This is a genomic window from Actinomyces sp. oral taxon 175 str. F0384 (genome assembly GCF_000223355.1).
GTDB lineage: Bacteria > Actinomycetota > Actinomycetes > Actinomycetales > Actinomycetaceae > Actinomyces > Actinomyces oris.
This window is the reverse complement of the sequence record NZ_AFUR01000006.1, coordinates 301615-323407: the sequence shown is the minus strand read 5'-3', so window position 1 is coordinate 323407 and position 21793 is coordinate 301615. Positions and strand designations below refer to the sequence as shown.

General features: G+C 68.0%; 14 protein-coding genes and 1 tRNA gene. 12 read left to right on the top strand and 3 right to left on the bottom strand.

Features of this window, described 5'->3' with window-relative positions:
* Positions 1 to 43: 43 nt before the first annotated feature.
* Positions 44 to 3871, bottom strand: coding sequence for a multifunctional oxoglutarate decarboxylase/oxoglutarate dehydrogenase thiamine pyrophosphate-binding subunit/dihydrolipoyllysine-residue succinyltransferase subunit (locus HMPREF9058_RS09975; protein ID WP_009407412.1), 3828 nt, complete (start codon positions 3869 to 3871; stop codon positions 44 to 46).
* A 346-nt stretch (positions 3872 to 4217) separates the two neighbouring features.
* Entirely contained in the window at positions 4218 to 6098 is a 1881-nt protein-coding gene (locus HMPREF9058_RS13485; RefSeq protein WP_139019019.1) for a hypothetical protein, read from the bottom strand.
* A gap of 259 nt (positions 6099 to 6357) precedes the next feature.
* Between HMPREF9058_RS13485 and HMPREF9058_RS09970 the strand changes: the two genes are divergently transcribed.
* The 6 genes from HMPREF9058_RS09970 to HMPREF9058_RS09945 all read left to right on the top strand — a co-directional run bounded on the left by HMPREF9058_RS09970 (position 6358) and on the right by HMPREF9058_RS09945 (position 12883).
* Positions 6358 to 7701 carry a hemolysin family protein gene (locus HMPREF9058_RS09970; protein WP_009407136.1) on the top strand — a complete coding sequence of 448 codons (1344 nt, stop codon included), beginning with the start codon at positions 6358 to 6360 and terminating at the stop codon, positions 7699 to 7701.
* The gene (locus HMPREF9058_RS09965; RefSeq protein ID WP_009747925.1) at positions 7698 to 8777 is read left to right on the top strand and encodes a hemolysin family protein; all 1080 of its coding nucleotides are present in this window, start codon (positions 7698 to 7700) and stop codon (positions 8775 to 8777) included. Before HMPREF9058_RS09970 ends, HMPREF9058_RS09965 begins: the two co-directional genes overlap by 4 nt.
* 343 nt (positions 8778 to 9120) lie before the next feature.
* Complete coding sequence (locus HMPREF9058_RS09960; RefSeq protein WP_175284721.1) at positions 9121 to 11394, top strand: peptidoglycan DD-metalloendopeptidase family protein; 2274 nt, start codon at positions 9121 to 9123, stop codon at positions 11392 to 11394.
* A 12-nt stretch (positions 11395 to 11406) separates the two neighbouring features.
* Positions 11407 to 12162, top strand: coding sequence for a glycerophosphodiester phosphodiesterase family protein (locus tag HMPREF9058_RS09955; protein WP_009747843.1), 756 nt, complete (start codon positions 11407 to 11409; stop codon positions 12160 to 12162).
* Between the two features lie 81 nt (positions 12163 to 12243).
* Entirely contained in the window at positions 12244 to 12513 is a 270-nt protein-coding gene (locus HMPREF9058_RS09950) for a hypothetical protein (protein ID WP_139019018.1), read from the top strand.
* A 19-nt stretch (positions 12514 to 12532) separates the two neighbouring features.
* Positions 12533 to 12883 (top strand): ribbon-helix-helix domain-containing protein, encoded by a 351-nt coding sequence (locus HMPREF9058_RS09945; protein WP_009407028.1) that lies wholly within the window; start codon positions 12533 to 12535, stop codon positions 12881 to 12883.
* A gap of 95 nt (positions 12884 to 12978) precedes the next feature.
* Here HMPREF9058_RS09945 and HMPREF9058_RS09940 read toward each other — a convergent pair.
* Positions 12979 to 13054 (bottom strand) — tRNA-Arg (locus tag HMPREF9058_RS09940).
* A gap of 133 nt (positions 13055 to 13187) precedes the next feature.
* On the opposite strand from HMPREF9058_RS09940, the gene argS reads away from it, so the two are divergent.
* The 6 genes from argS (at position 13188) to thrB (ending at position 21572) form a co-directional block, all read left to right on the top strand.
* Positions 13188 to 14873 carry an arginine--tRNA ligase gene (gene argS / locus HMPREF9058_RS09935; RefSeq protein ID WP_009747729.1) on the top strand — a complete coding sequence of 562 codons (1686 nt, stop codon included), beginning with the start codon at positions 13188 to 13190 and terminating at the stop codon, positions 14871 to 14873.
* Between the two features lie 6 nt (positions 14874 to 14879).
* Positions 14880 to 16340 (top strand): diaminopimelate decarboxylase, encoded by a 1461-nt coding sequence (gene lysA / locus HMPREF9058_RS09930; protein ID WP_009747934.1) that lies wholly within the window; start codon positions 14880 to 14882, stop codon positions 16338 to 16340.
* 486 nt (positions 16341 to 16826) lie between these two features.
* Positions 16827 to 18650 (top strand): DUF5979 domain-containing protein, encoded by a 1824-nt coding sequence (locus tag HMPREF9058_RS09925; protein ID WP_043538149.1) that lies wholly within the window; start codon positions 16827 to 16829, stop codon positions 18648 to 18650.
* 252 nt (positions 18651 to 18902) lie between these two features.
* On the top strand, positions 18903 to 19070 hold the full coding sequence (locus HMPREF9058_RS13630) for a hypothetical protein (RefSeq protein WP_003786832.1): 168 nt from the start codon (positions 18903 to 18905) through the stop codon (positions 19068 to 19070).
* Between the two features lie 269 nt (positions 19071 to 19339).
* Positions 19340 to 20668 carry a homoserine dehydrogenase gene (locus HMPREF9058_RS09920; protein ID WP_009747846.1) on the top strand — a complete coding sequence of 443 codons (1329 nt, stop codon included), beginning with the start codon at positions 19340 to 19342 and terminating at the stop codon, positions 20666 to 20668.
* 1 nt (position 20669) lies between these two features.
* Positions 20670 to 21572 (top strand): homoserine kinase, encoded by a 903-nt coding sequence (gene thrB, locus HMPREF9058_RS09915; protein ID WP_009747892.1) that lies wholly within the window; start codon positions 20670 to 20672, stop codon positions 21570 to 21572.
* Positions 21573 to 21793: the final 221 nt, after the last annotated feature.

The window sequence follows — 21793 nt, the reverse complement described above, 5'->3', positions numbered from 1 at the left end:
TCGGCGGGGCTGCCCCAGGACGGGCCGGTGAACCGGTCTTCTTTCAGTGGCGGGCGAAGGCCTGGCGGAGGATCTCCTCCTGCTGGGCGCGGTGGACGCCGGCGGTGCCCACCGCTGGGGCGGCGGCCTCCGGCCGGGAGACCAGCGTGGGCAGGACGCCACCGGTCAGATCCGTCGGCAGGTTGAGCGCCAGGTAGGGCCACATGCCCTGGTTGGCGGGCTCGTCCTGGACCCACACGAGCTCGGCTCCGCTGAAGGGGGCCAGCGCCTCGGCGATGTCCGAGCTCTCCAGCGGGTAGAGCTGCTCGAGGCGGACGATGGCCGTGCTCGTGTCCCCGGTCTTGGTCCGGTGAGCCAGCAGGTCGTAGTAGACGCGCCCCGAGCACAGCAGCACCCGGTCCACGCCCTGCTTGCGCGCAGTGGCCAGGACGGCGTCGTCGGTCTCCCCGATGACCGGCTGGAAGGTGCCGGAGGTGAAGTCCTCCACCGGGGAGCAGGCGGCCTTCAGACGCAGCAGCTGCTTGGGGGTGAAGACGATGAGTGGGCGGCGCGGGCGGGTGTAGGTGTGCTCGCGCAGCAGGTGGAAGTAGCTGGCGGGCGTGGAGGGCTGGGCCACCAGCATGTTGTCCTGGGCGCACATCTGCAGGTAGCGCTCGATGCGGGCCGAGGAGTGGTCGGGTCCCTGCCCCTCCTGGCCGTGAGGGAGCAGCATGACCAGACCGGAACGCTGCCCCCACTTCTGGGCGGCGGAGGTGACGTACTCGTCGATGACGGACTGGGCGCCGTTGGCGAAGTCGCCGAACTGGGCCTCCCACATGGTCAGTCCCTCGGGGCGCTCCACGGAGTAGCCGTATTCGAAGGCCAGGGCGGCGTACTCGCTGAGCAGGGAGTCGTAGATCTCCAGGGGCGCCTGGTCCGGGGTCAGGAAGCTCAGGGGCGTCCACTCCTGCCCGGAGGTGTGGTCGTGCAGGACGGCGTGGCGCTGGGCGAAGGTGGCGCGGCGGGCGTCCTCGCCGGCCAGGCGGATCGGCACGCCCTCCATGAGCAGGCTCCCCAGGGCGATGAGCTCCCCGAGCCCCCAGTCGATGCCGCCCTCGCGCGTGGCCTCGCGGCGCTTGGAGAGCATCGCCTGGAGCTTGGGGTGGACGGTGAAGGACTCGGGCCAGGCGACCTGGGCGTCGCCGATGCGCTCGACGACGTCGCGGGGCACGGCCGAGGTCCAGCCCAGCATCATGCCGGTGCCCGCCCGCTGGGAGTAGGGGATCTCCAGGGAGGAGAGGGGCACGCCCACCTTCGTGGGGTCCGACAGATCCTGCGTGGCGGTGTCGGCCGCCTCCCCGGCGCCGTCGGAGCCCGTGCCCCCGGTGACCTGGACGCGGGCCTCGGCGAAGACCCGCTCCAGCTCGTCCTGGTAGCTCTTGGCGATCTCCTGGGCCTCCTGCGGGGTGATGTCGCCGCGACCCACGAGGGCGGCGGTGTAGACGCCGCGCGTGGAGTCCAGGGAGTCGATGAGCCGGTACATGAGCGGCTGGGTCATCGAGGGGTCGTCGCCCTCGTTGTGGCCGCGCCGCCGGTAGCAGATGAGGTCGATGATGACGTCCTTGTGGAAGGTGCGTCGGTACTCGTAGGCGTGGCGGGCGGTGCGGGCCACCGTCTCGGGGTCGTCGGCGTTGACGTGGAAGATCGGCACCTGCAGGCCCTTGGCCAGGTCGGTGGCGTAGATGGTGGAACGGGCCGAAGCCGAGCCGGTGGTGAAGCCGATCTGGTTGTTGACGACGATGTGGACGGTACCGCCGGTGCGGTAGGCGGGCAGCTGGCTCATGTTGAGGGTCTCGTAGACCACGCCCTGGCCGGCGAAGGCGGCGTCGCCGTGGACGAGGACCGGCATGACCGTGTAACCCTTCTCGCCCAGACCGATGCGGTCCTGCTTGGCGCGCACGATGCCCTCGACGACGCCGTCGACCGTCTCCAGGTGGGAGGGGTTGGCGGCCAGGGAGACCCGGGTGGACACGCCGTCGGTCCCGGAGAAGACGCCCACGGTGCCCAGGTGGTACTTGACGTCGCCGGTGCCGGCGCCCTCGATGACGCCATTGCCCTCGAACTCGTCGAAGACCTGGCCGTAGGACTTGCCGGCGATGTTGGTGAGCACGTTGAGGCGGCCGCGGTGGGCCATGCCGATGACGACCTCGTCGAGGCCGTCGTGGGCGGCGGCGTCGAGCAGGCGGTCCAGGGCCACGATGAGGGACTCCCCGCCCTCGAGGCTGAAGCGCTTCTGGCCCACGTACTTGGTCTGCAGGAAGGTCTCGAAGGCCTCGGCCTGCTCCAGCTTGGTGAGGATCCGACGGCGCTCCTCGTCGGCGATGTCCTCCCAGTCGCGCTCGAGGCGCTCCTGCCACCAGGCGCGCTGGGCAGGGTCCTGGATGTGCATGTACTCCACGCCCACGGTGCGGCAGTAGGCGTCGCGCAGCATCCTGAGGATCTCGCGCAGGGTGGCCCGGTCGCGCCCGCCCAGGCCCCGAGTGGGGAAGGAGCGGTCCAGGTCCCACAGGCTCAGCCCGTAGGAGGTGATGTCCAGGTCGGGGTGGCGGCGCAGTCGGTAGGTGAGCGGGTCGTTGTCGGCCGCCAGATGGCCACGCTGGCGGTAGGCGTGGATGAGCTCGGCCACGCGCGCCGGCTTGCCGGTCTCCAGCTCGGGGTCATAGGTGGTGTCACGCACCCACTTGACCGGCTCGAGGGGAATGCGCAGGGACTCGAAGGCCCGGTTCCAGAAGCCGTCCAGTCCCAGGAGCTTGCGCTCCACCAGGCGCAGGAACTCGCCGGAGGCGGCTCCCTGGATGACGCGGTGGTCGTAGGTGGAGGTCAGGGTGACGACCTTGCCGATGGCCTGGCGGGCCAGGGTGTCGGGGCTGGCACCGGCGAAGGCGGCCGGGTAGTCCATGGCGCCGACCCCCACGATGAGCCCCTGGCCGGGCATGAGGCGCGGCACCGAGTGCAGGGTGCCGATCATGCCGGGGTTGGTCAGGGTCACGGTGGTGCCGCGGAAGTCGTCAAGGTCCAGCTTGTTCTCGCGGGCCTTGGCCACGAGGGCCTCGTAAGCCTCCACGAACTGGGACAGGTCCATGAGGTCGGCCTGCTTGATGGAGGGCACCAGCAGGCGGCGCTGCCCGTCGGAGCCGGGCACGTCGATGGCCAGGCCGAAGGCCACGTGGGCCGGCTCGTGCAGGACCGGCTTGCCCGCCTCGTCGACCCCGTAGGAGACGTTCATCGAGGGCATCTCGGTCAGGGACTCGACCACCGCCCAGCCGATGAGGTGGGTGAAGGAGACCTTGCCGCCGCGGGTACGGGCCAGGTGGGTGTTGATGACGGCCCGGTTCTCAATGAGGACCTTGGCGGGCACGGCGCGGGCGGAGGTGGCCGTGGGCATGGACAGGGAGTCGTCCATGTTCTTGGCGGTGCGGGCCGCCGCACCCTTGAGTCTGGTAGTGCGGTCCTCGTAGGCGTCACCGTCCTGGTCGTGAGCGGGGTGGCCGGCCTGGCGCTGGGCGTAGGGGGAGGTCGGGGGCGCGGTGTCCGACGGCGGGGCCGGCGGCAGGTCGGAGCGCGTGACGTCCTGGACGGCGGAGGAGCGGCGCAGGGAGGAGGCGGCCTGGGGCGTGATGGTGGCCCGGCGCGGCCCACCGGCGGCCGACGACGCAGAGCCGTTGGAGGAGGCAGGGCCCGGTTGGTGCAGACCAGCACTCGGATCGGTCTCGAAGAGCTCGCGCCACTGGGGACTCACGGAGGAGGGATCCGCCGACCAGGCGGCCCGCATCTCCTCCACCATCCACTCGTTGGCACCGAAGCCTGGGCTGATCTGGTCCTGCGTGGGCACGTCGGGTCTCCTCGGAGCTCGTCAGTCTCCCGTTCCGACACTGGGAGCCTCAGCGGGACCCCGGGGGAGGAACGGCGGTGTTCACAGGACATCCTAGAAGGTGAAGGGCGTCTCATGCGAGCAAACACGGGACCAAAGACACATGCGTGTCCGGGGCATGGCGAGCCCCTGAGGTACCTAGGAGGCTCAACTGGGATGGTGGAGATGTCGTCAGGATTGGGCGGAATTACTGTCTGACAACTTTAAATTAACTGCATTTCAGTTTGTTCTGTGTTTAAATTATAGGGATTGATTCTATGTGTGTGGCAATTTCGTCGAGTTTAGATTCCCCGCATCTAGTCGTGTTTTAGGGATGTGACTGGAAGCTTATTTCGTCAAGCAGTTTGGCTGCCATCTCGTTATTGGGGTTGATTGATAATGCCTTACGATACCTGTCTCTGGCACCTTGGAGGTCTTGGTGGAATAGTTGTAAAAACTGCCCATATGCAATTAAGGTTAAGTCGTTTTCGGGTTCGATCTCGAGGGCGTGCCTATATAGTTCTTCAATGCGTTCTGCCTCCCTCTCTTCTTTCGACTTCATCAGGGTTGCGGCGAAGCTTGTTAATGTCGTGGCATTGTCTGGGTCGATTTTCAGGGATGCTTCAAATTGATCCTTTGCGGCAGTATGGTCATTTAGGTCGCCATCTAAGAATAAGGCGTAGCTGGCCAGGTATGTTGGGTTATTCGGACTCTGTGATAATGCTCGTTCGTATAAGTGTTTTATCTTCATTAGGTTTCTGTCGTTTTGCCGCTGTAAGTAGATGGCGTAACTCATGATAATCTCCGACTCGCAGGACTGGATCTTAATTGCTGACTCATATGTCCGATGAACTTCATTAGGGTCTCCGCCCTGGTTCTTCAGGAGGATCGCGTAACTTCCCAGTGCTCGCGTGTTTCTGGGTTCTAGGGAGATGACTTTATTTAATATTTGAAGCGCTTCAGTTGCGTTGTTGGTGATCGTCATTGCTGTGGCGATACTGAGAAGTTGGGATGGTTTTGTGACTAATGTGGCTGCGGTACTGAGTGTTGAACTTGGTGTTGTCCAGTTGGCTTCGTCGGCAATAATGTCAAGTACTTCCCAGCTGTCGTTTCCCACTTGCCGCAGGAGTGCTATGGTGTCGTTGATGGGTTTGGTTGCTTGTTGCCAAACGTCATCCCAGTCGGCGGGTCCCCAGGCGGCGTTGCTGTAATCTCTAGAAAATGTGATGAGTTGCTCTCTTGAGGCGGACCCTAGGCCAATTCTGCGCCAGTCTGCTGCGGCCTTGATGAGTACTCCACACCACGAGTGATTCCTGAGTTCGTCTGCAAACGCGGCGCGCACTGCTTCGGCGCACCCTAGTAGGGGGCCTAATCCAATACTCTCAATCTGTGATATCTGGTTCGCGTAGGGTGTGAGTTGTGTGGCCTTAAGTTCGGTTGTTGAAAGTGAGCGGCTGAGCGTTACTCTTTTGAATCGGTTGATTACATCCCATCCCGCCACTTCCTCGCTGCTGCGGTCGCTGTGCTTGACGTACTGTGAGTGCATCATGGTCGCGATAATGATGCATGAATTGCTTATCCATCGGTTGAGTTGACCTAGTTTGAGGCTTTGGTTGGATAGGAATCTGTCAAGGTCGTCCAAGATGATAATTGCTCCGCGTTTTGGCTGCAGCTGGTTCTTGAGGATTATTTCGATGCTGTCCTCATCTGGTGGGAACCAATGTGGGCGATTTGGCCATTGGGAACGAATTACCTCTATTGTCAGGCGAGTCTTCCCGGACATGGATGGACCCTCAATTAAAACGGGTGTTCCGTTACTGAGGTGCTTGATCAGTTGGTCCTGAATGTCGCGAGGAACGAACTCTGTGATATCGCGATTCGAGGTGTGCACCCTCAGTGAATCTAAAGGATCCCTGCTTATGTCGATTGTAGCCCCTGCTGATTCAGCGATCTGCCGCCTGTGGGAGCGCGCTGAGAACCAGTCGCGGAACTGGGGTGTTGCGGCGCTGAGTCCTGTGACGGTTGCGCTCACGACGCCCGCTATCGCAGAACTCGCTGTGTTGTGTGTGAGGAGTTGAGAGGATACGGTGCTGACGCCGCCGGCGATGATGCCAGCGGTCGGTGGGAGGATCCACCAGCCGGACTGGCCTAGGTCGGTTGAGCGGACCGCTATTTTCCGTGGCTTCCGTGACGGCATTGCAACCTCCATGCTCACTTGGTCTGTGGCGTAGGTTACCCCAATCGTGAGAAACCGGTCCCTCTGTGATGGCGGTGTGACACCTGATGGCTACCTCGGCCTCACTGCTGCCGCGGTGGTACCGTTCGGTCACTATGCGATCGGCTTTCCGCCGGGCCTGCAGGCGCCGCGCCCGCACGCACTGCGCCTCCTCGCCCGCCTCTGACCACCCCCACCCCGACTCGTCCGCCTCCAGCGTCCACGCCGCATCCCACGTGGGGGAGGGGCCCGCATGACCGACTGGCTCATGATCGCCGTCGGCGTGGTCCTCACCGTGGGTACCGCCCTGTTCGTGGCCGGTGAGTTCTCCCTGGTCGCCCTTGACCCCTCCACCGTCGAGACCCGCGCCGCTACCGGGGACAAGCGCGCCACCACCGTCCGACGCGCCCTGGGGCGCCTGTCCACACTCCTGTCCGGCGCCCAGGTCGGCATCACCCTGACCACCGTGCTCCTGGGCTACACCATGCAGGCCGCCCTGGCGAACCTGCTCACCGACCTCATGAGCCACTGGCTGGCCACCTCCGTGGCCACCGGCGCCGCAGTCGTCATCGCCCTCATCGTCGTCAACGCCTTCTCCATGGTCATCGGCGAGCTCATCCCCAAGAACGCCACCCTGGCCGACCCCATGCGCGCCGCCGGTCTCGTGGCCCCCTTCCTCATGGGCTTCACCACCCTCCTCAAGCCCCTCATCATCCTGCTCAACGGCGCCGCCAACGCCGTCCTGCACACCATGGGCATCGAACCCGCTGAGGAGCTCAGCGGCACCCGTAGCGCCGGCGAGCTCGCCTCCCTCGTGCGTCACAGCGCCGAGGAGGGCACCCTCGACGCCTCCACCGCCACCCTGCTCACCCGCTCCATCGGCCTGGGGGCCCTCACCGCCGTCGACGTGATGACCGACCGGGGCCGCCTCCATACCCTTGATGCCGACGACTCCGCCGAGGACGTCGTGCATCTGGCCCGCGCCACCGGCCACTCCCGCTTCCCCGTCATCGGCCGCGACATCGACGACGTCATGGGCATCGTCCACCTGCGCCGCGCCATCGGCGTCCCCTACGAGCGGCGCGCCGACGTCCCCGTCGCCTCCACCTCCCTCATGACCCCCGCGCCCCGCGTCCCCGAGACCATGCCGCTGGCCAACCTGCTCGTCGAGCTGCGCGCCCAGGGCTCCCAGATGGCGATCGTCGTCGACGAGTACGGCGGTACCGCCGGCGTCGTCACCCTCGAGGACGCCGTCGAGGAGGTCGTCGGGGACGTCGCCGACGAGCACGACCGCCGCCGCGCCGGCGCCCACCTCGACCCCTCGGGCCACTGGGTCGTCCCCGGGTGGATGCGCCCCGACGAGCTCGCCACCCGCGCCGCCATCCAGGTTCCCGACGACGGCCCCTACGAGACCCTCGGTGGCCTGGTCATGACCGAGCTCGGCCGCATCCCCGCCGTCGGCGACGTCGTCGAGCTGCCCCACGCCTCCCTGACCGTCGACGCCATGGACGGGCGCCGCGTCACCCGCCTCCACGTGCGCCCCAAGGACCTCGAGGCCGCCCCCGGAAGCCGAGGACCAGAGGGGGAGCGCCGATGAGCACTCCGCTCGCCCTCCTGCTCACCGTCATCCTCCTGACCGGCAACGCCTTCTTCGTTGGCGCTGAGTTCGCCGTCACCTCCTCACGCCGCAGCCAGCTCGAGCCACTGGCCGAGGCCGGCGACGCCCGCGCCACCACCGCCCTGTGGGCCCTGCAGAACGTCTCACGCATGCTGGCCACCGCCCAGCTCGGCGTCACCCTGTGCTCCACCGGCCTGGGCGTCGTCGCCGAGCCGGCCATCGCCCACGCCCTGGAGCCCCTGCTCGCGGCCGTCGGCGTCGGGCACGCCGGCTCCCACGCCGTCGCCGTCGTCATCGCCCTGGTCATCGTCGTGGGCCTGCACGTCGTCGCCGGGGAGATGGTGCCCAAGAACATCTCCATCGCCTCCCCGGAGAAGGCCGTGCGCTGGCTCGCCCCGCCCCTGGTGTGGTGCTCGCGCGTCTTCAGCCCCGTGGTCAACGCTCTCAACGGCTTCGCCAACGGGGTCCTGAGGGTCCTGGGCATCGAGGCCAAGGAGGAGATCGCCGCGGCCTTCAACGCCGAGGAGGTCGCCTCCATCGTCGAGCGCTCCACCGCCGAAGGCGTCCTGGAGGACTCCACCGGCCTGCTCAGTGGCGCCTTGGAGTTCTCCGAGGAGACCGCCGGCAGCGTCATGGTGCCCCTGAGCGAGCTCGTCACTCTGCCCCAGGACTGCACCCCGGAGGACGTGGAGCGGGCCGTGGCCTCCACCGGCTTCTCCCGCTTCCCCCTGGTCGCCGACCAGGCCGCAGTTGATGAGGGGGAGGAGCCCGTCATCACCGGCTACCTGCACCTCAAGGACATCCTTTACGCCGACGGCGCCGAGCGCACCGAGCCGGTACCTGCCTGGCGCGCTCGCGCACTCGTGCCCGTCGGCTACGACGACGAGGTCGAGGAGGCGCTGGCAGCCATGCAGCGCTCGGGGGCCCACCTCGGGCACGTGCGCAACGCGCAGGGGCGCTTCGTCGGGGTCCTCTTCCTGGAGGACATCCTCGAAGAGCTCGTCGGCGAGGTCAACGACGCCATGCAGCGCGAAGAGCACCAGCGCCGTGATTAAATCGTGATTTAACGGCCGGAATCGGCGGATTCCCACAACATGGGCTGCCTGGGGCGACCATTGTCGATCACTGCTCCAGCACTGGTGGCCAGGCGCTGATTCCTTCGTATGGCACGCGAATCCGGTTCGCGGCCGGCTGGTCGGATGGAACCCCTGGGGTTTGTGTGAGAAGTGCAGGTCACACAAAGGTGTGCTGGTTCTCCTGGCAAGACTCACAGCGGACCGCTACTGTTTTAACCGAGTACAACCCAGGCTGTCGCTCTGGCAGCCGCCATGTCGCCACTGCCGGGACACCGGCCGTAACGACTTCCCTATGACACTCAGCCACCTGGAGGCTTCCCGCGTGACCCCGCAGCCCATGAGTCGACGCCAGCGTCGCGAGGCGGAACGTGCTGCCGAAGCTGCTCGCCAAGTCGCTGAGGCGCAGGCCGGAACCGCCCCGTCGTCACCGTCGACGACGCACACCACTCACGTCGCCGGAGCCACTCGCCGCTCACGTCGCGACCTTCACGCTCACCGCGCCGAGAACGGCGCCGCCTCCAGCCCCGTCACCGCTCCGAGCCCATCGGCTCTCCCTGACGTCCCGGTCGCCCCGCAGAAGCAGAACCACCCGCAGCGGCCCGTGGCACCGGCAGTGCCTGCGACGCGCCCAGGGAGCGGTTCAGCGCCGTCGGCTCCCGCAGAGCCGGCGCAATCGCAGCCCGTCGCACCGATGAGCCGCATGGCCCGCCGGCATCAGAGCACCATCGAAGGGCCCGAGCCCACCTCCCAGCAGCCGCAGGCCTCGGCGCCTCAGGCACACAGTGACGCTTCTGCGGCCCCCTCCGTCTTCTCCTCCTCGCCGCAGGTCACCGGTGACACTCGCCCCACCCGGCGCTCCCGCAAGGAGATGCGCACTGCCCAGGTCTTCGAGGACCCCGAGCAGACGCGGGAGAACCCCGCTGTCCAGAGCCCCGTGCAGCCCCAGGCTCACCGCACCGAGGGCCACTCCGAGCTCCACCACGACCAGCACCACTCGCATCGTGGCGACCAGGCCGTGCCCGCCGCGGCACCTTCAACGCCCTCGGCGCTGTCGCCCCTGGTCTCGGCCTCACTGGCCGAGTCCACCTCAGGGCTCGAGCCGGCAGCAACTCACCCCGCCGGTGCCACGCCGTGGTGGGCCGGTAGTGGTGCAGCTCCTGTTTCGCCCAGCGACACACAGCGTCACGGTCATCGGCACGCAGCCGCGCAGACCGCCTCCGCCGAGCCGGAGATCGGGGCGGCCTCTGAGCCCGCCTCCCGATCCGCGGGCCGTCGCCGGCAACGCGCCTCCGCTGCAGCCCCAGCCTCGACCGCCTCGGCCAAGCCCGTCGTCGCCTCCACGCCCCACCACACCGCCACCTTCGACGTCGTCGGCACGCAGGTGGACCACCCCGCCGTCCAGACGCCGCAGGCTGAGCCGTCAGCGCCCGCGCAGCAGGCTCCCCAGGCGACCTCGGCTCCCGAGACACCCCACGAGATCCGCTTCTCGCAGCGGATTACGGACTTCCGAGGTGCCGAGACCATCGAGGTCCCCGAGGTCCGCAAGATCATGGCCGCCCGCAAGGCCGGGGTCCCGCTTGCGGACGAGGAGACCATCCGCGCCATCAAGGCCGCCCGGAGCACCAAGAAGACCAAGCCCGAGAAGACAGCCGCCCAGGCCAAGCGAGGCGAGGCGGCCGATGAGGCCGGCTCCCCGAAGTCGTCGGCCAAGGCCAAAGCGGCATCGAAGCCGGAGGCCCACCGCGACTCCTCGACCGGCCCCGCCCTCGCCCGTCCCGCCCGCCGCCGCACCGGCTCAGGGATTCTGGGGCGCACCGCCGTCCTGTCGGTCCTGGCCGTGGCCACGGTGCTCGCCCCCCTGTCCAGCCACCTCGACAACACCCCGCTGGCCTCGGCTGCCATGAAGATGCACCCTAGCGGCTCGGCCACGCAGAGCCCGGCCGCCGGTGGCACGAAGGCATCCTCCGTGGCCAGCGCCGTGCTCGGCAGCGACGACCTGGACGACGACTCCGACACCCAGCTGTCCAACGTGCCCGACGCCGCCACCCGGGCCCGGATCCGTGAGGCCTTCCAGAACGCCGCCAAGACCTGCTCCTCGGCCACAGGAGCCTCCGGCGACACCACCGCCTTCAGCACCAAGCCGCAGCTGTTCTACCCGATGCTTCCGGGCACCTACGAGATCTCCTCCGAGTACGGGTACCGCACCCACCCCACCCTCGGCTACCGCAAGCTGCACGCCGGGCAGGACATGGCCGCCCCCGTGGGGACGCCCATCTACGCGGCCGCCGCCGGCACCGTCACCACCGCCGGCATGGTCGACGGCACCGGAACCATCACCATCAAGCACGAGATCGACGGCCAGGTCTGGTACACCAGCTACCTGCACATGTACGAGGACGGCATCCACGTCAAGGTCGGTGACACCGTTACGGCCGGTCAGATGATCGCCGGCGTGGGTAACACGGGCCGGTCCTCCGGTTCTCACCTGCACTTCGAGGTGCGCACCAAGGACGACACCGCCGACGAGTCCACCGTGGAGCCGTGGGGCTGGCTCAAGCAGCACAACGCCGTCGAGCTCACCACCAACTGCAGCTGAGGGAGACCCACTGTGCCGCCTGCCGCGTCACGAACCCGCCGTCCTGCCGTCATCGCCCACCGCGGCGGCGGAAGCGAGGTTCCCGAGAACACCTGGAGCGCCGTCGAGCATGTGGCCGCGCTCGGGCTGGAGTGGATGGAGACCGACCTGCGCCTGACCGCCGACGGCGTCGTCGTGCTCAGCCATGACGAGGACCTGCGGCGTACCGCGAACGACCCCCGCACCGTGGGGGAGGTCATGTGGGCCGAGCTGGCCGACCTCGACTCCGGCGACGGGCGCGGCTTCGTCCGGCTCGACGACGCCCTGTACGCCCAGCCGGCGATGAAGTTCAACATCGACCTCAAGGACTCCTGCGTCGTCCAGGCGGCCCTGCAGACGGTGCGTGACGCCCAGGCCCTCGACCGAGTCCGGTTCGCCTCCTTCTCCGCCCGCCGGCTGGCCGTGCTGCGCCGCCAGGAGCCGCGGGCCATGACCTCACTGGGCGTCAGTGACGTGATCGGCCTCATGCTGCGCAGCGAGGCGGCCGTCCCCCTGCCCCAGACCCGCTGGGGCTGGACCCGCGGCAGGGTCGACGCCGTCCAGGTGCCGGAGAGCTACCACGGCGTTCCGGTGGTCACCCGCCGCTTCGTCGCCTCCGCGCACACCGCGGGCCTGGAGGTCCACGTCTGGACGGTGGACGACCCCGAGCGGATGCGCTACCTGGCCGACCTCAACGTGGACGCCATCACGACCGACGTCCCCAGCCTCGCCCTCAAGACCCTGGGGTGACGCTGGGCGAGGCGAGTCGCACCGCTGAGCAGCGGTGTAAGGAATCTTGCCCACCTCTATCCTCGGTACTACCATAATGTCGTGAGGTTCGAGTTCAGCGATTCTGCGGACAAGCATGGCGTTCCCCGCTCCGATGCGGAGTACGCCGTCATGCATCACGTCGATTACGAGATCCTCCAACCCCGCCGTGCAGGTGAGCAGTCATTCATGTTCGTCGGTCTGCCCCACCCGCAGGCACTGCGCTACCTCGAAGTCGGCGTCGTTGTTGACGGTCGTGGTCGACGCACCATCTTCCATGTCATGGAGGTCACTGATCTCTACCGTCACCTTGTTCCACCCGTCGACCACTGACCGACCAGATAGAGCCGCTATGTCTCCTGATTCCACACGCGCCCCTTTCACTGATGCTGAGCAGGCCTACTACAACCAGCTCGATGAGGACGTCACCGCGGGCCGCGTGCCCACCGTTGGACACGGAACCCGCCGTGACGGCTCACGCATCAGCGACGCAGATCTTGACGCCATCCTCCGTGGCCGCCCAGGCCTCGGACAGTCCCACGCCACCGGCCGCGGACGCTCCCCGCGCCGCCAGGTCCGCCTGCCCGAGCACACCAACGCGGCTCTTGACGCCTACATCGAGAAGCACGGCACTACCGCCAGTGCCGTCATTCGCGATGCCGTTGAGGCTTATCTTTCCCATCAGAACACGCCAGCCGCATGATGACCGGTCTGAGCCATGGACACACTGTTGCCCTGTTGTCATGCCTCGAATACATGAGCAAGCCCCCGCCGCGGGTGGTGACGGGGGCTCGGGAGTGGTGCCCCGGACAGGATTCGAACCTGCGACCTTCTGCTCCGGAGGCAGACGCTCTATCCACTGAGCTACCGGGGCCCGAGGCGTGACTGTACCAGCGTCCCGGTCCTGGAGTGAAACCGGCGCGAGACATGCGACATGTCCCACGATGCCCTGCAGCCGCCGGGCTCGCTCGTGATCCGGCCCGCCCGTTGACGGTACGCTGACGCGCGTGACCCCAGAAGAGCTTGCCGCAGCCATCCGCACCGTCCTGGAGGAGGCCTCCGCCGAGGGCTCCCTCGCCCTGCCCGCCGCAGAGATTCCCGTTCCCCGCGTCGAGCGCCCCCGCAACCGCGACCACGGTGACTGGTCCACCAACGTGGCCATGCAGCTGGCCAAGAAGGCCGGCACCAAGCCGCGCGACCTCGCCGAGCTCCTCGTCCCTCGTCTTGAGGCCCTCGACGGCATCGCCTCCGTGGAGGTCGCCGGCCCCGGCTTCCTCAACATCCGCCTCGACGCCGCCAGCGCCGGCGAGCTCGCCCGCTCCATCGTCGAGGCCGGTGAGGCCTACGGCCGCAACGACTCCCTGAGCGGTCAGCACATCAACCTCGAGTACGTCTCGGCCAACCCCACCGGGCCGGTCCACCTGGGTGGCGCCCGCTGGGCCGCCGTCGGCGACTCCCTGGCCCGGATCCTGTCCGCCTGCGGCGCCCAGGTCACCCGGGAGTACTACTTCAACGACCACGGCACCCAGATCGACCGCTTCGCCCGCTCCCTGCTGGCCTCCGCACGCGGCGAGCAGACCCCCGAGGACGGCTACGGCGGTGCCTACATCAGTGAGATCGCCCAGCAGGTGACCGCCGACGAGCTCGCCGCCGGCCGCCCCGACCCGGCCACCCTGCCCGACGCCGAGGCCACCGAGGTCTTCCGCTCCCGCGGCGTCGACCTCATGTTCGCCGCCGTCAAGGCCGAGCTGCACGCCTTCCGCTCCGACTTCGACGTCTTCTTCCACGAGGACTCCCTGCACACCTCCGGTGCCGTCGAGCGTGCCATCGCCCGGCTGCGCGAGCGCGGTGTCATCGAGGAGCGCGACGGCGCCACCTGGCTGCGCACCACCGACTTCGGGGACGACAAGGATCGCGTCCTCATCAAGTCCGACGGCAACGCCGCCTACTTCGCCGCTGACCTCGCCTACTACCTGGACAAGCGCGAGCGCGGCGCCGACTGCGCTATCTACCTGCTCGGAGCCGACCACCACGGCTACATCGGCCGGATGATGGCCATGTGCGCGGCCTTCGGGGACACTCCCGGCACCAACATGCAGATCCTCATCGGCCAGCTCGTCAACCTCGTGCGCAACGGCGTCCCGGTGCGTATGTCCAAGCGCGCCGGCACCATCGTCACCCTGGAGGACCTGGTCGACGCCGTCGGCGTGGACGCCGCCCGCTACGCCCTGGCCCGCTCCTCCATGGACTCCATGATCGACATCGACCTGGACCTGCTGGCCTCTTCCACCTCCGACAACCCCGTCTACTACGTCCAGTACGCTCACGCCCGCACTCGCAACGTGGCCCGCAACGCCGCCGAGCACGGCGTGAGTCGCGACCCGAACGAGGCGCCCTTCGAGCCTGGTGCCCTGGACGATCCGGCCGACGCCGCCCTGCTGGGCGTCCTGGCCCAGTTCCCCGCCACCGTGGCCCAGGCCGCGCAGCTGCGCGAGCAGCACCGCGTGGCCCGCTACCTCGAGAAGCTCGCCGCCGCCTACCACGCCTGGTACGGCGCCACCCGCGTCACCCCCCGTGGGGACGACGCCGTGGACTCCGGGCACGTCGCCCGCCTGTGGCTCAACGACGCCGTCGGGCAGGTCCTGGCCAACGGGCTCGACCTGCTGGGTGTGAGCGCCCCCGAGAGGATGTGAGAGTTGATGACTGACCAGATTCCCGCCGGAGAGCCGCCCCTGGGGGCATTGGCCTGCCCCGAGCCCGAGGACCGTCCCGACCTGTGGCCGACCACGGCACGGCGCACGGATGACGGCGAGCTCGTCCTGGGTGGGCTGACCGTCTTCGAGATCCTCGCCGAGGCCCCCAGCCCCGTCTTCGTCCTGGATGAGGCCGACCTGCGTAGCCGCGCCGCCTCCTGGGCCGCTGCCATGCATGAGGAGTTCTGGCCCAGCTATGGCATGGCCGGGGGAGAGGCCTTCTACGCCGGGAAGGCCTTCCTGACCACCAAGGTCGCCCAGTGGGTCCTCGAGGAGGGCATGGGCATCGACACCGCCAGTCGCGGCGAGCTCGCCGTGTCCCTGGCCGCCCTGCAGGAGGTGGACGGGGAGAAGACCACTACGGACGCCACCCGTCTGGGCCTGCACGGCAACGGCAAGACGCAGGCCGAGATCGCCGTCGCCCTCACCCACCACGTGGGTCACCTCGTCCTCGACTCCCTCGAGGAGGTCGAGCTCGCTGCCCGCGCCGTGCGCGATCTGCGCGCCAGTGGCGTCTACGGGCCCGAGGAGACCGGCAAGGTCATGGTGCGCCTGACCACCGGCGTGCACGCCGGTGGCCACGAGTACATCTCCACCGGTCACGAGGACCAGAAGTTCGGCCTCTCCGTCCACGGAGGCGCTGCCCGTCAGGCCATCGACGCGATCATCGCCGCCCCCGAGCTCGAGCTGCACGGGCTGCACTCCCACATCGGCTCCCAGATCCTGGACCTGGCCGGCTTCCGGGAGGCCGTCGGCATCGTCCTCACCCTGCGCCACGAGGTCGCCGTCGACACCGGGCACCTGTGCCCGGAGGTCGACCTGGGCGGTGGCTACGGCATCGCCTACACCGGGGCCGACCCGGTGCCGCCCAGCCCGGCGCAGGTCGCCCGCACCCTGGCCGAGGCCGTGCGCGAGACCTGCGAGCGTCTTGGAGACGAGGTCCCCACCGTCTCCATCGAGCCCGGCCGCGCAGTCGCCGGCCCGACGACGGTCACCCTCTACACCGTCACCGGCCTCAAGCGCGTCGAGCTGGGGGAGGGGGCCTCGCGCCTCTACGTCAGCATCGACGGCGGCATGAGTGACAACATCCGCCCCGCCCTCTACGAGGCCGCCTACACGGCCCTGGTCGCCAACCGCCGCCCCGACCCGCAGGCCGGGCTGGTGCGCAGCCGGGTGGTGGGCAAGCACTGCGAGTCCGGCGACGTCGTCGTGCGCGACGTGGACCTGCCCGCCGACCTGGCCGTCGGTGATGTGCTGGCCGTGCCCGCCACCGGCGCCTACGGGCGCTCCATGGCCTCCAACTACAACCTCTTCACCCGCCCCGGCGTGCGCTGGGTGCGTGAGGGGGAGTCGGGCTGGGTTCTGCGCCCCGAGACCATCGAGGACCTCCTGCGCCTGGAGGGCTGAGGCCTCCTACCGGTCGCTCGCTGAAGCGCCGTCGTTCCAGGAACAAGTCCTGCAACGACGGCGCTTCTGTATATGTTCTGATAAAACGATGAGGTGGCCCTGAGGGCAACAACAACCTTAAAGAGTGCTGGGTGTAGCCACTTCAAAGGCGGGGTGGATGTCGATTGTTTTGGAGGGCTGACACAACTGACGTGCGGCTTGCCTGATAGGGGAGACACAGGGGCGGCATGGCCCGGCAATAGATTTCTTATAGGAAACCTACAAGACTTTGGGGTTCAGTTTGTTGGAAGATGCAGATTTGGATGTGACGAGACTGTGACGTCGCGCGTGTTTTGAGTGTTCCCTGTTCCCAATCAGTCGGTTTGTGACACAGTGGTCTTGGTCATCACGGGGCGGCCTTTCCTTCTCCTGAACAGACGGTGGGAACGTTCGGTGATGTTTCACAAGGCAGACCCTTGTCATCTATGCCAGGAATCCGGAGAACCCATGAACACAATGTCCACGGGCGCCGCCTCTCGGCCGGCCCTCACGCGAGGGGCGGTGAGGGGGGCCGCCGCCATCCTCACTCTCTTCCTTGTCGCGATCTTGTCGCAGTTCGCCCCCCAGGCGAGCGCTGAGCAGAACAAGAGCGTCAACGTCACCAACCTGTCTCTGACACGGGTGGACGGCAACAACGTTGAGCAGGACGGGCAGCTCAACACCTACGACCTCGCCCGTCTCAGCTTCGACTGGAGCGGCGTCGACGCCAACCTCAAGAGCGGCGACTCCTTCACGATCGGTCTGGGTGAGTACTTCACCAACCTGCAGAACAGCGAGACCCACCCCATGACCGTCGAGTACGGCGGCAAGGATGTCGAGGTCGGTACCTGCACCCTGACCGTCAAGGACGTCACCTGCACCTTCAACTCCAAGGTTGACGAGCTCAAGGCCGCCGGCTTCCACAACTTCAAGGGTTCCGGCTCCGCCCTGGTGTCCGTCGCCAAGGCCACCGACGTGCAGTCCGTTGACTTCACCGTCAACGGTGTCACCACGACCGTCACCCTGCCCGGCGGTGGCGGCATCGGCGGCCCCAAGGAGAGCGACTGGGAGCTCACCAAGTGGGCCTCCAGCTTCTACAACAACTACAAGGAGCTGACCTGGGGTGTGAACTTCGGGACCAACCAGACCACTGGTGGCAAGCTCGGCAAGACCTTCGACGGCTCCCGCCAGAGCATCGTCTTCACCGACACCCTCGGTGGCGGCATGACCTTCAACCAGGCCGACGCCACCCGCACGGTCCTCAACCTGCGTCCCGCTGACGGCAAGTCCATCCCGCTGACCAACGCCGCCGGCCAGGACTCCACCACCCAGTACGGTGACTACGACGTCAAGGCCACCTACTCCGAGGACGGCCGCACCGCCACCTACGAGGTGACCGGTCCGTTCCAGAACGGCACCAACTTCACCCTGGAGTACCCCGTCTCCTTCGTGGACGCCAACGGCAAGGCCGTCGCCGCCTCCCGAGGCACCTCCTACGAGAACACCGTGAACCTCAACGGTACGGACCTGACCAGCACCCAGAAGCAGTCCTACGTCCAGTACTTCGACATCTCGGTCCAGATGGAGCCCGGCTTCGGCAGCTTCAACGTGACCAAGGTCGTCGAGGGCGAGGCTGCCGCGAAGGCCGCCGGCTCCAGTTTCGTCGTCGACGTCGCCTACGAGCTGCCGGCCGCTGCCAGCTCCTACCCGGACTGGAAGGCTCCCGAGGGCCAGAAGGCCACCGGCGAGGGCCGCACCGGAACCTCCTCCGTCACGGTCAAGCCCGGTGAGCCGGTCACCTTCGACGGCACCTTCCCCGTGGGCACCAAGGTCACGCTCACCGAGGACACCTCCAAGGCCCAGCCCGCCGCCTCCGGCTTCAGCTGGGGCGAGCCGGTCTTCACCATCGACGGCCAGAAGACCAACACCTTCACCATCCGCGACCAGGAGATCGTCAATGTCTCTCTGACCAACACGACGACGACCACCTCGACGCCGCCGACGACCACGCAGACCCCGCCCACGGTGACCACTCCGCCGGCGACCCCGCCGACCACCACGCAGGCCCCGCCCACGGTCGACAACCCGCCGGCGACCCCGCCGACCACTACGCAGCAGCCGCCGAGCACCCCGGGTGCTCCGGTGCCGCCCACCTCCACCCCGAAGACGCCGAACGGTGGCACCCCGCCGCTGGCGCACACCGGTGCTAACGCCGTTGCGCTCGTGCTGCTCGCCGGCGCCGGCCTGGGTGGCGGTGCCCTGCTGGTGGCTCGTCGCCGCAACGCCTCCTGAACGCGGGTGACCGCTTCTCGAGCCTGAACGCTCTGTCAGCAGAGCCCATCCAGTGGCCCCTCTCCGGTTCAACCGGGGCGGGGCCACTGGCCATCTGCGCCCTGGGGTCCCACCCCGACGGCCCGGCTCGGCGGATCTGCCGAAAGCAGGAGAGCCCCATTCGATCGTCTCGGCCGTGGGGAGGAGGAGGCCGCCCCGCTAATCATTCTCTCGAGGGGCGCTTATCGCGTGGCTGTTTTCTAGCCTGAAGGCATGAGCGCAACAACCTCCTCCTCTTCGTCCTCACTGACCTCCTTCCTCTCCTCCCTGGAGCAGCCGCCTCCGGCCTGGGGGTACTCCGACAGCGCGGCCGCCCCGGTATCTCTGGGACTGGGGCGGGTGATCGGCCGACTGCTCAAGCAGATCATCTGGCGTCGCTGAGAACTCCGCCCCGTCCGCGTGCAGCCTCAGGCCAGCGCCGGAGGCACCCCCGCCGGCCTCATCGCACTGGGGAGCACAGAGCCGGTCGTGTGTCCACAGGCGGACATGCAAGCGCTCCACGGCCGATGCCCCTTATGCTGGCCCGCAGTGATGGCCAGCGCCGGTGGGCGGTCGGTTGACCGTGCCAGCCGATCGGCCCCATCGCATGACGCAGTCGAAGTGCCCACGCGCGGCACACAACACAGCACACACAGCAAGGTGGTCATCCCGTGGCTCAGGACCTCTCACCCGCCCAGCGCACACTGACCGTCGGCGTCCTCGGCGCCGGGACCGTCGGCAGCCAGGTCATTCGCCTCCTCACCGAGCAGGCCGACGACTTCGCCGCCCGCTCCGGCGCACGTCTTGAGATCACGGGCGTCGCCGTCCGCGACGTCAACGCGCCGCGTGACTTCGCAGTCCCCCAGAACCTCCTCACCGATGACGCCACCGCCGTCGCCACCGGCAACGACCTGGTCATTGAGCTCATCGGCGGGATCGAGCCGGCCCGTACCCTCATCCTGGCCGCCTTCAAGGCCGGGGCCAGCGTCATCACCGGCAACAAGGCCCTCATCGCGGCCCACGGCCCCGAGCTCTACACCGCCGCCGCGGCCGCAGGCACCGACTTCTACTACGAGGCCGCTGTTGCCGGCGCCATCCCTGTGGTCTACGCGCTGCGCGAGTCCATGGCCGGTGACCGCGTCACCAGCGTGCTCGGTATCGTCAACGGCACCACTAACTACATCCTCGACGAGATGAGCACCAAGGGACTCTCCTTCGAGACCGCCCTGGCCACCGCCCAGGAGCTCGGCTACGCCGAGGCTGACCCCACCGCCGACGTCGACGGCCTGGACGCCGCCGCCAAGGCCGCCATCATCGCCTCCCTCGCCTTCCACACCCGCGTGGGCCTCGACGACGTCTCCGTCGAGGGCATCCGCGAGGTCACCGCCGACGACATCCGCGAGGCCCACGCCTCGGGCTGCGAGCTTAAGCTCCTCGCCATCGCCCAGCGCCGCGACGACGAGCACGCGCAAGGCGTCTCCGTGCGCGTCCACCCCGCCCTGGTCCCCAACGACCACCCGCTGGCCAGCGTTCACGGCGCCTACAACGCCGTCCTCGTCGAGGCCGAGAGCGCCGGGCGCCTCATGTTCTACGGTCAGGGAGCCGGGGGAGCCCCGACCGCCTCCGCGGTCCTGTCCGACGTCGTCGCCGCCGCCGCCCACCGGGTCCACGGCGGCCAGGCCCCCCGCGAGTCCTCCTACGCGAGCCTGCCGGTCCTCGGCCCCGAGGCCGCCGTCACCCGCTACCAGATCCAGCTGCGCTCAGACGACGCCGTCGGCTCCCTGGCCGCGATGGCCTCCGTCTTCGCCGAGAACGAGGTCTCCATCAACTCGGTGCGTCAGAGCGCCTACGTCACCTCCGACGGCAGCCACGACCAGGCCGTCGTCACCTTCGTGACCCACCCTGCCCCCGTCTTCCACCTCGACGCCGCCGTCGAGGGCCTGCGGGACTCCGACCGGGTCGCCGAGGTCGTCTCCATCCAACGCGTCGAGGGCGAGTGACATGCGCATCGTCTACGAGCGCGCGGCCGTCCGGGTCCCAGCCACGACGGCGAACATGGGGCCGGGCTTCGACTCCTTCGGCATGGCCTTCCGCTACTACGACGAGGTCTCGGTGCGGCCGATCACCGGCACCACCCGCGTCATTGTTGAGGGGGTGGGCGCCGAGACGGTCCCCACCGATGACGACAACCTCGTCGTGCAGGCGCTGCGAGCCGGTCTGGACGCCGTCGGCGCCCCACAGGCCGGCTTCGAGATGCGCTGCGTCAACCGGATTCCCCACGGCGGGGGCATGGGATCGTCCGCCAGTGCCGCCGTGGCCGGACTCATGCTGGCGCGCGGCCTCATCGCCGAGCCCGAGGCCCTCAGCGATGACCGGATCTTCGCCCTGGCCACCGACTTCGAGGGCCACCCCGACAACGTCGCGCCCGCCGTGTTCGGAGGCGCCACTGTCGCCTGGGTCGAGCGCGGGGGACGCCCGCGCATGGCGCCCATGCCCGTGGACGCCTCCCTCGGGGTGAGCCTGCTCATCCCGCCGGCGACGACGCGCCTGTCCACCAAGGAGGCCCGTCAGGTCCTGCCGGTCTCCGTGCCGCGCGAGGACGCCCTGTTCAACACCTCCCGGGCCGCCGTGCTCATGCTGGCGCTCGCCGGACGTCCCGACCTGCTCATGGCCGGAACCGAAGACCGCCTCCACCAGGAATACCGGCGCGGAGTCCTGCCCGCCTCGATGGCCGTCATGGACTCGCTGCGCGAGCAGGGCTACCCGGCCGTCATCTCCGGCGCCGGTCCCACGGTGCTGGTCCTGTCCACCCTGGCCGATCAGACCCGCTTCGCCCTGGAGAACCACGGCTGGAGCGTGCTCAGCCCCGGAATCGACACCCGTGGTGCGGTCCTGACCTCCTGATCCGCGCGAACGGCTTCTCCATCCGCCTCCCTGATCGCGGGCGTCCTCGGACTCGAGGACGCCCGCGATCTGCGTCCGTCTCGAATCCCCGGTGAGGCTGCTGAGCCCTGCTTCCACGTGGGACGTGCACCACATCTGGGTAGTTGAGAAATAAACTATGGGCTTCTCCAGTTCTCTCAGTACACAAGAAATCATTGAAATCCAGTGTTGAGAACAGGGAG

Bases quoted from the DNA above. Each gene is read 5' to 3' on its own strand.
- HMPREF9058_RS13485 (WP_139019019.1), bottom strand. From the start codon at position 6,098: ATGGAGGTTGCAATGCCGTCACGGAAGCCACGGAAAATAGCGGTCCGC.
- HMPREF9058_RS09970 (WP_009407136.1), top strand. From the start codon at position 6,358: ATGACCGACTGGCTCATGATCGCCGTCGGCGTGGTCCTCACCGTGGGT.
- HMPREF9058_RS09965 (WP_009747925.1), top strand. From the start codon at position 7,698: ATGAGCACTCCGCTCGCCCTCCTGCTCACCGTCATCCTCCTGACCGGC.
- HMPREF9058_RS09945 (WP_009407028.1), top strand. From the start codon at position 12,533: ATGTCTCCTGATTCCACACGCGCCCCTTTCACTGATGCTGAGCAGGCC.
- lysA (WP_009747934.1), top strand. From the start codon at position 14,880: ATGACTGACCAGATTCCCGCCGGAGAGCCGCCCCTGGGGGCATTGGCC.
- HMPREF9058_RS09925 (WP_043538149.1), top strand. From the start codon at position 16,827: ATGAACACAATGTCCACGGGCGCCGCCTCTCGGCCGGCCCTCACGCGA.
- HMPREF9058_RS13630 (WP_003786832.1), top strand. From the start codon at position 18,903: ATGAGCGCAACAACCTCCTCCTCTTCGTCCTCACTGACCTCCTTCCTC.
- thrB (WP_009747892.1), top strand. From the start codon at position 20,670: ATGCGCATCGTCTACGAGCGCGCGGCCGTCCGGGTCCCAGCCACGACG.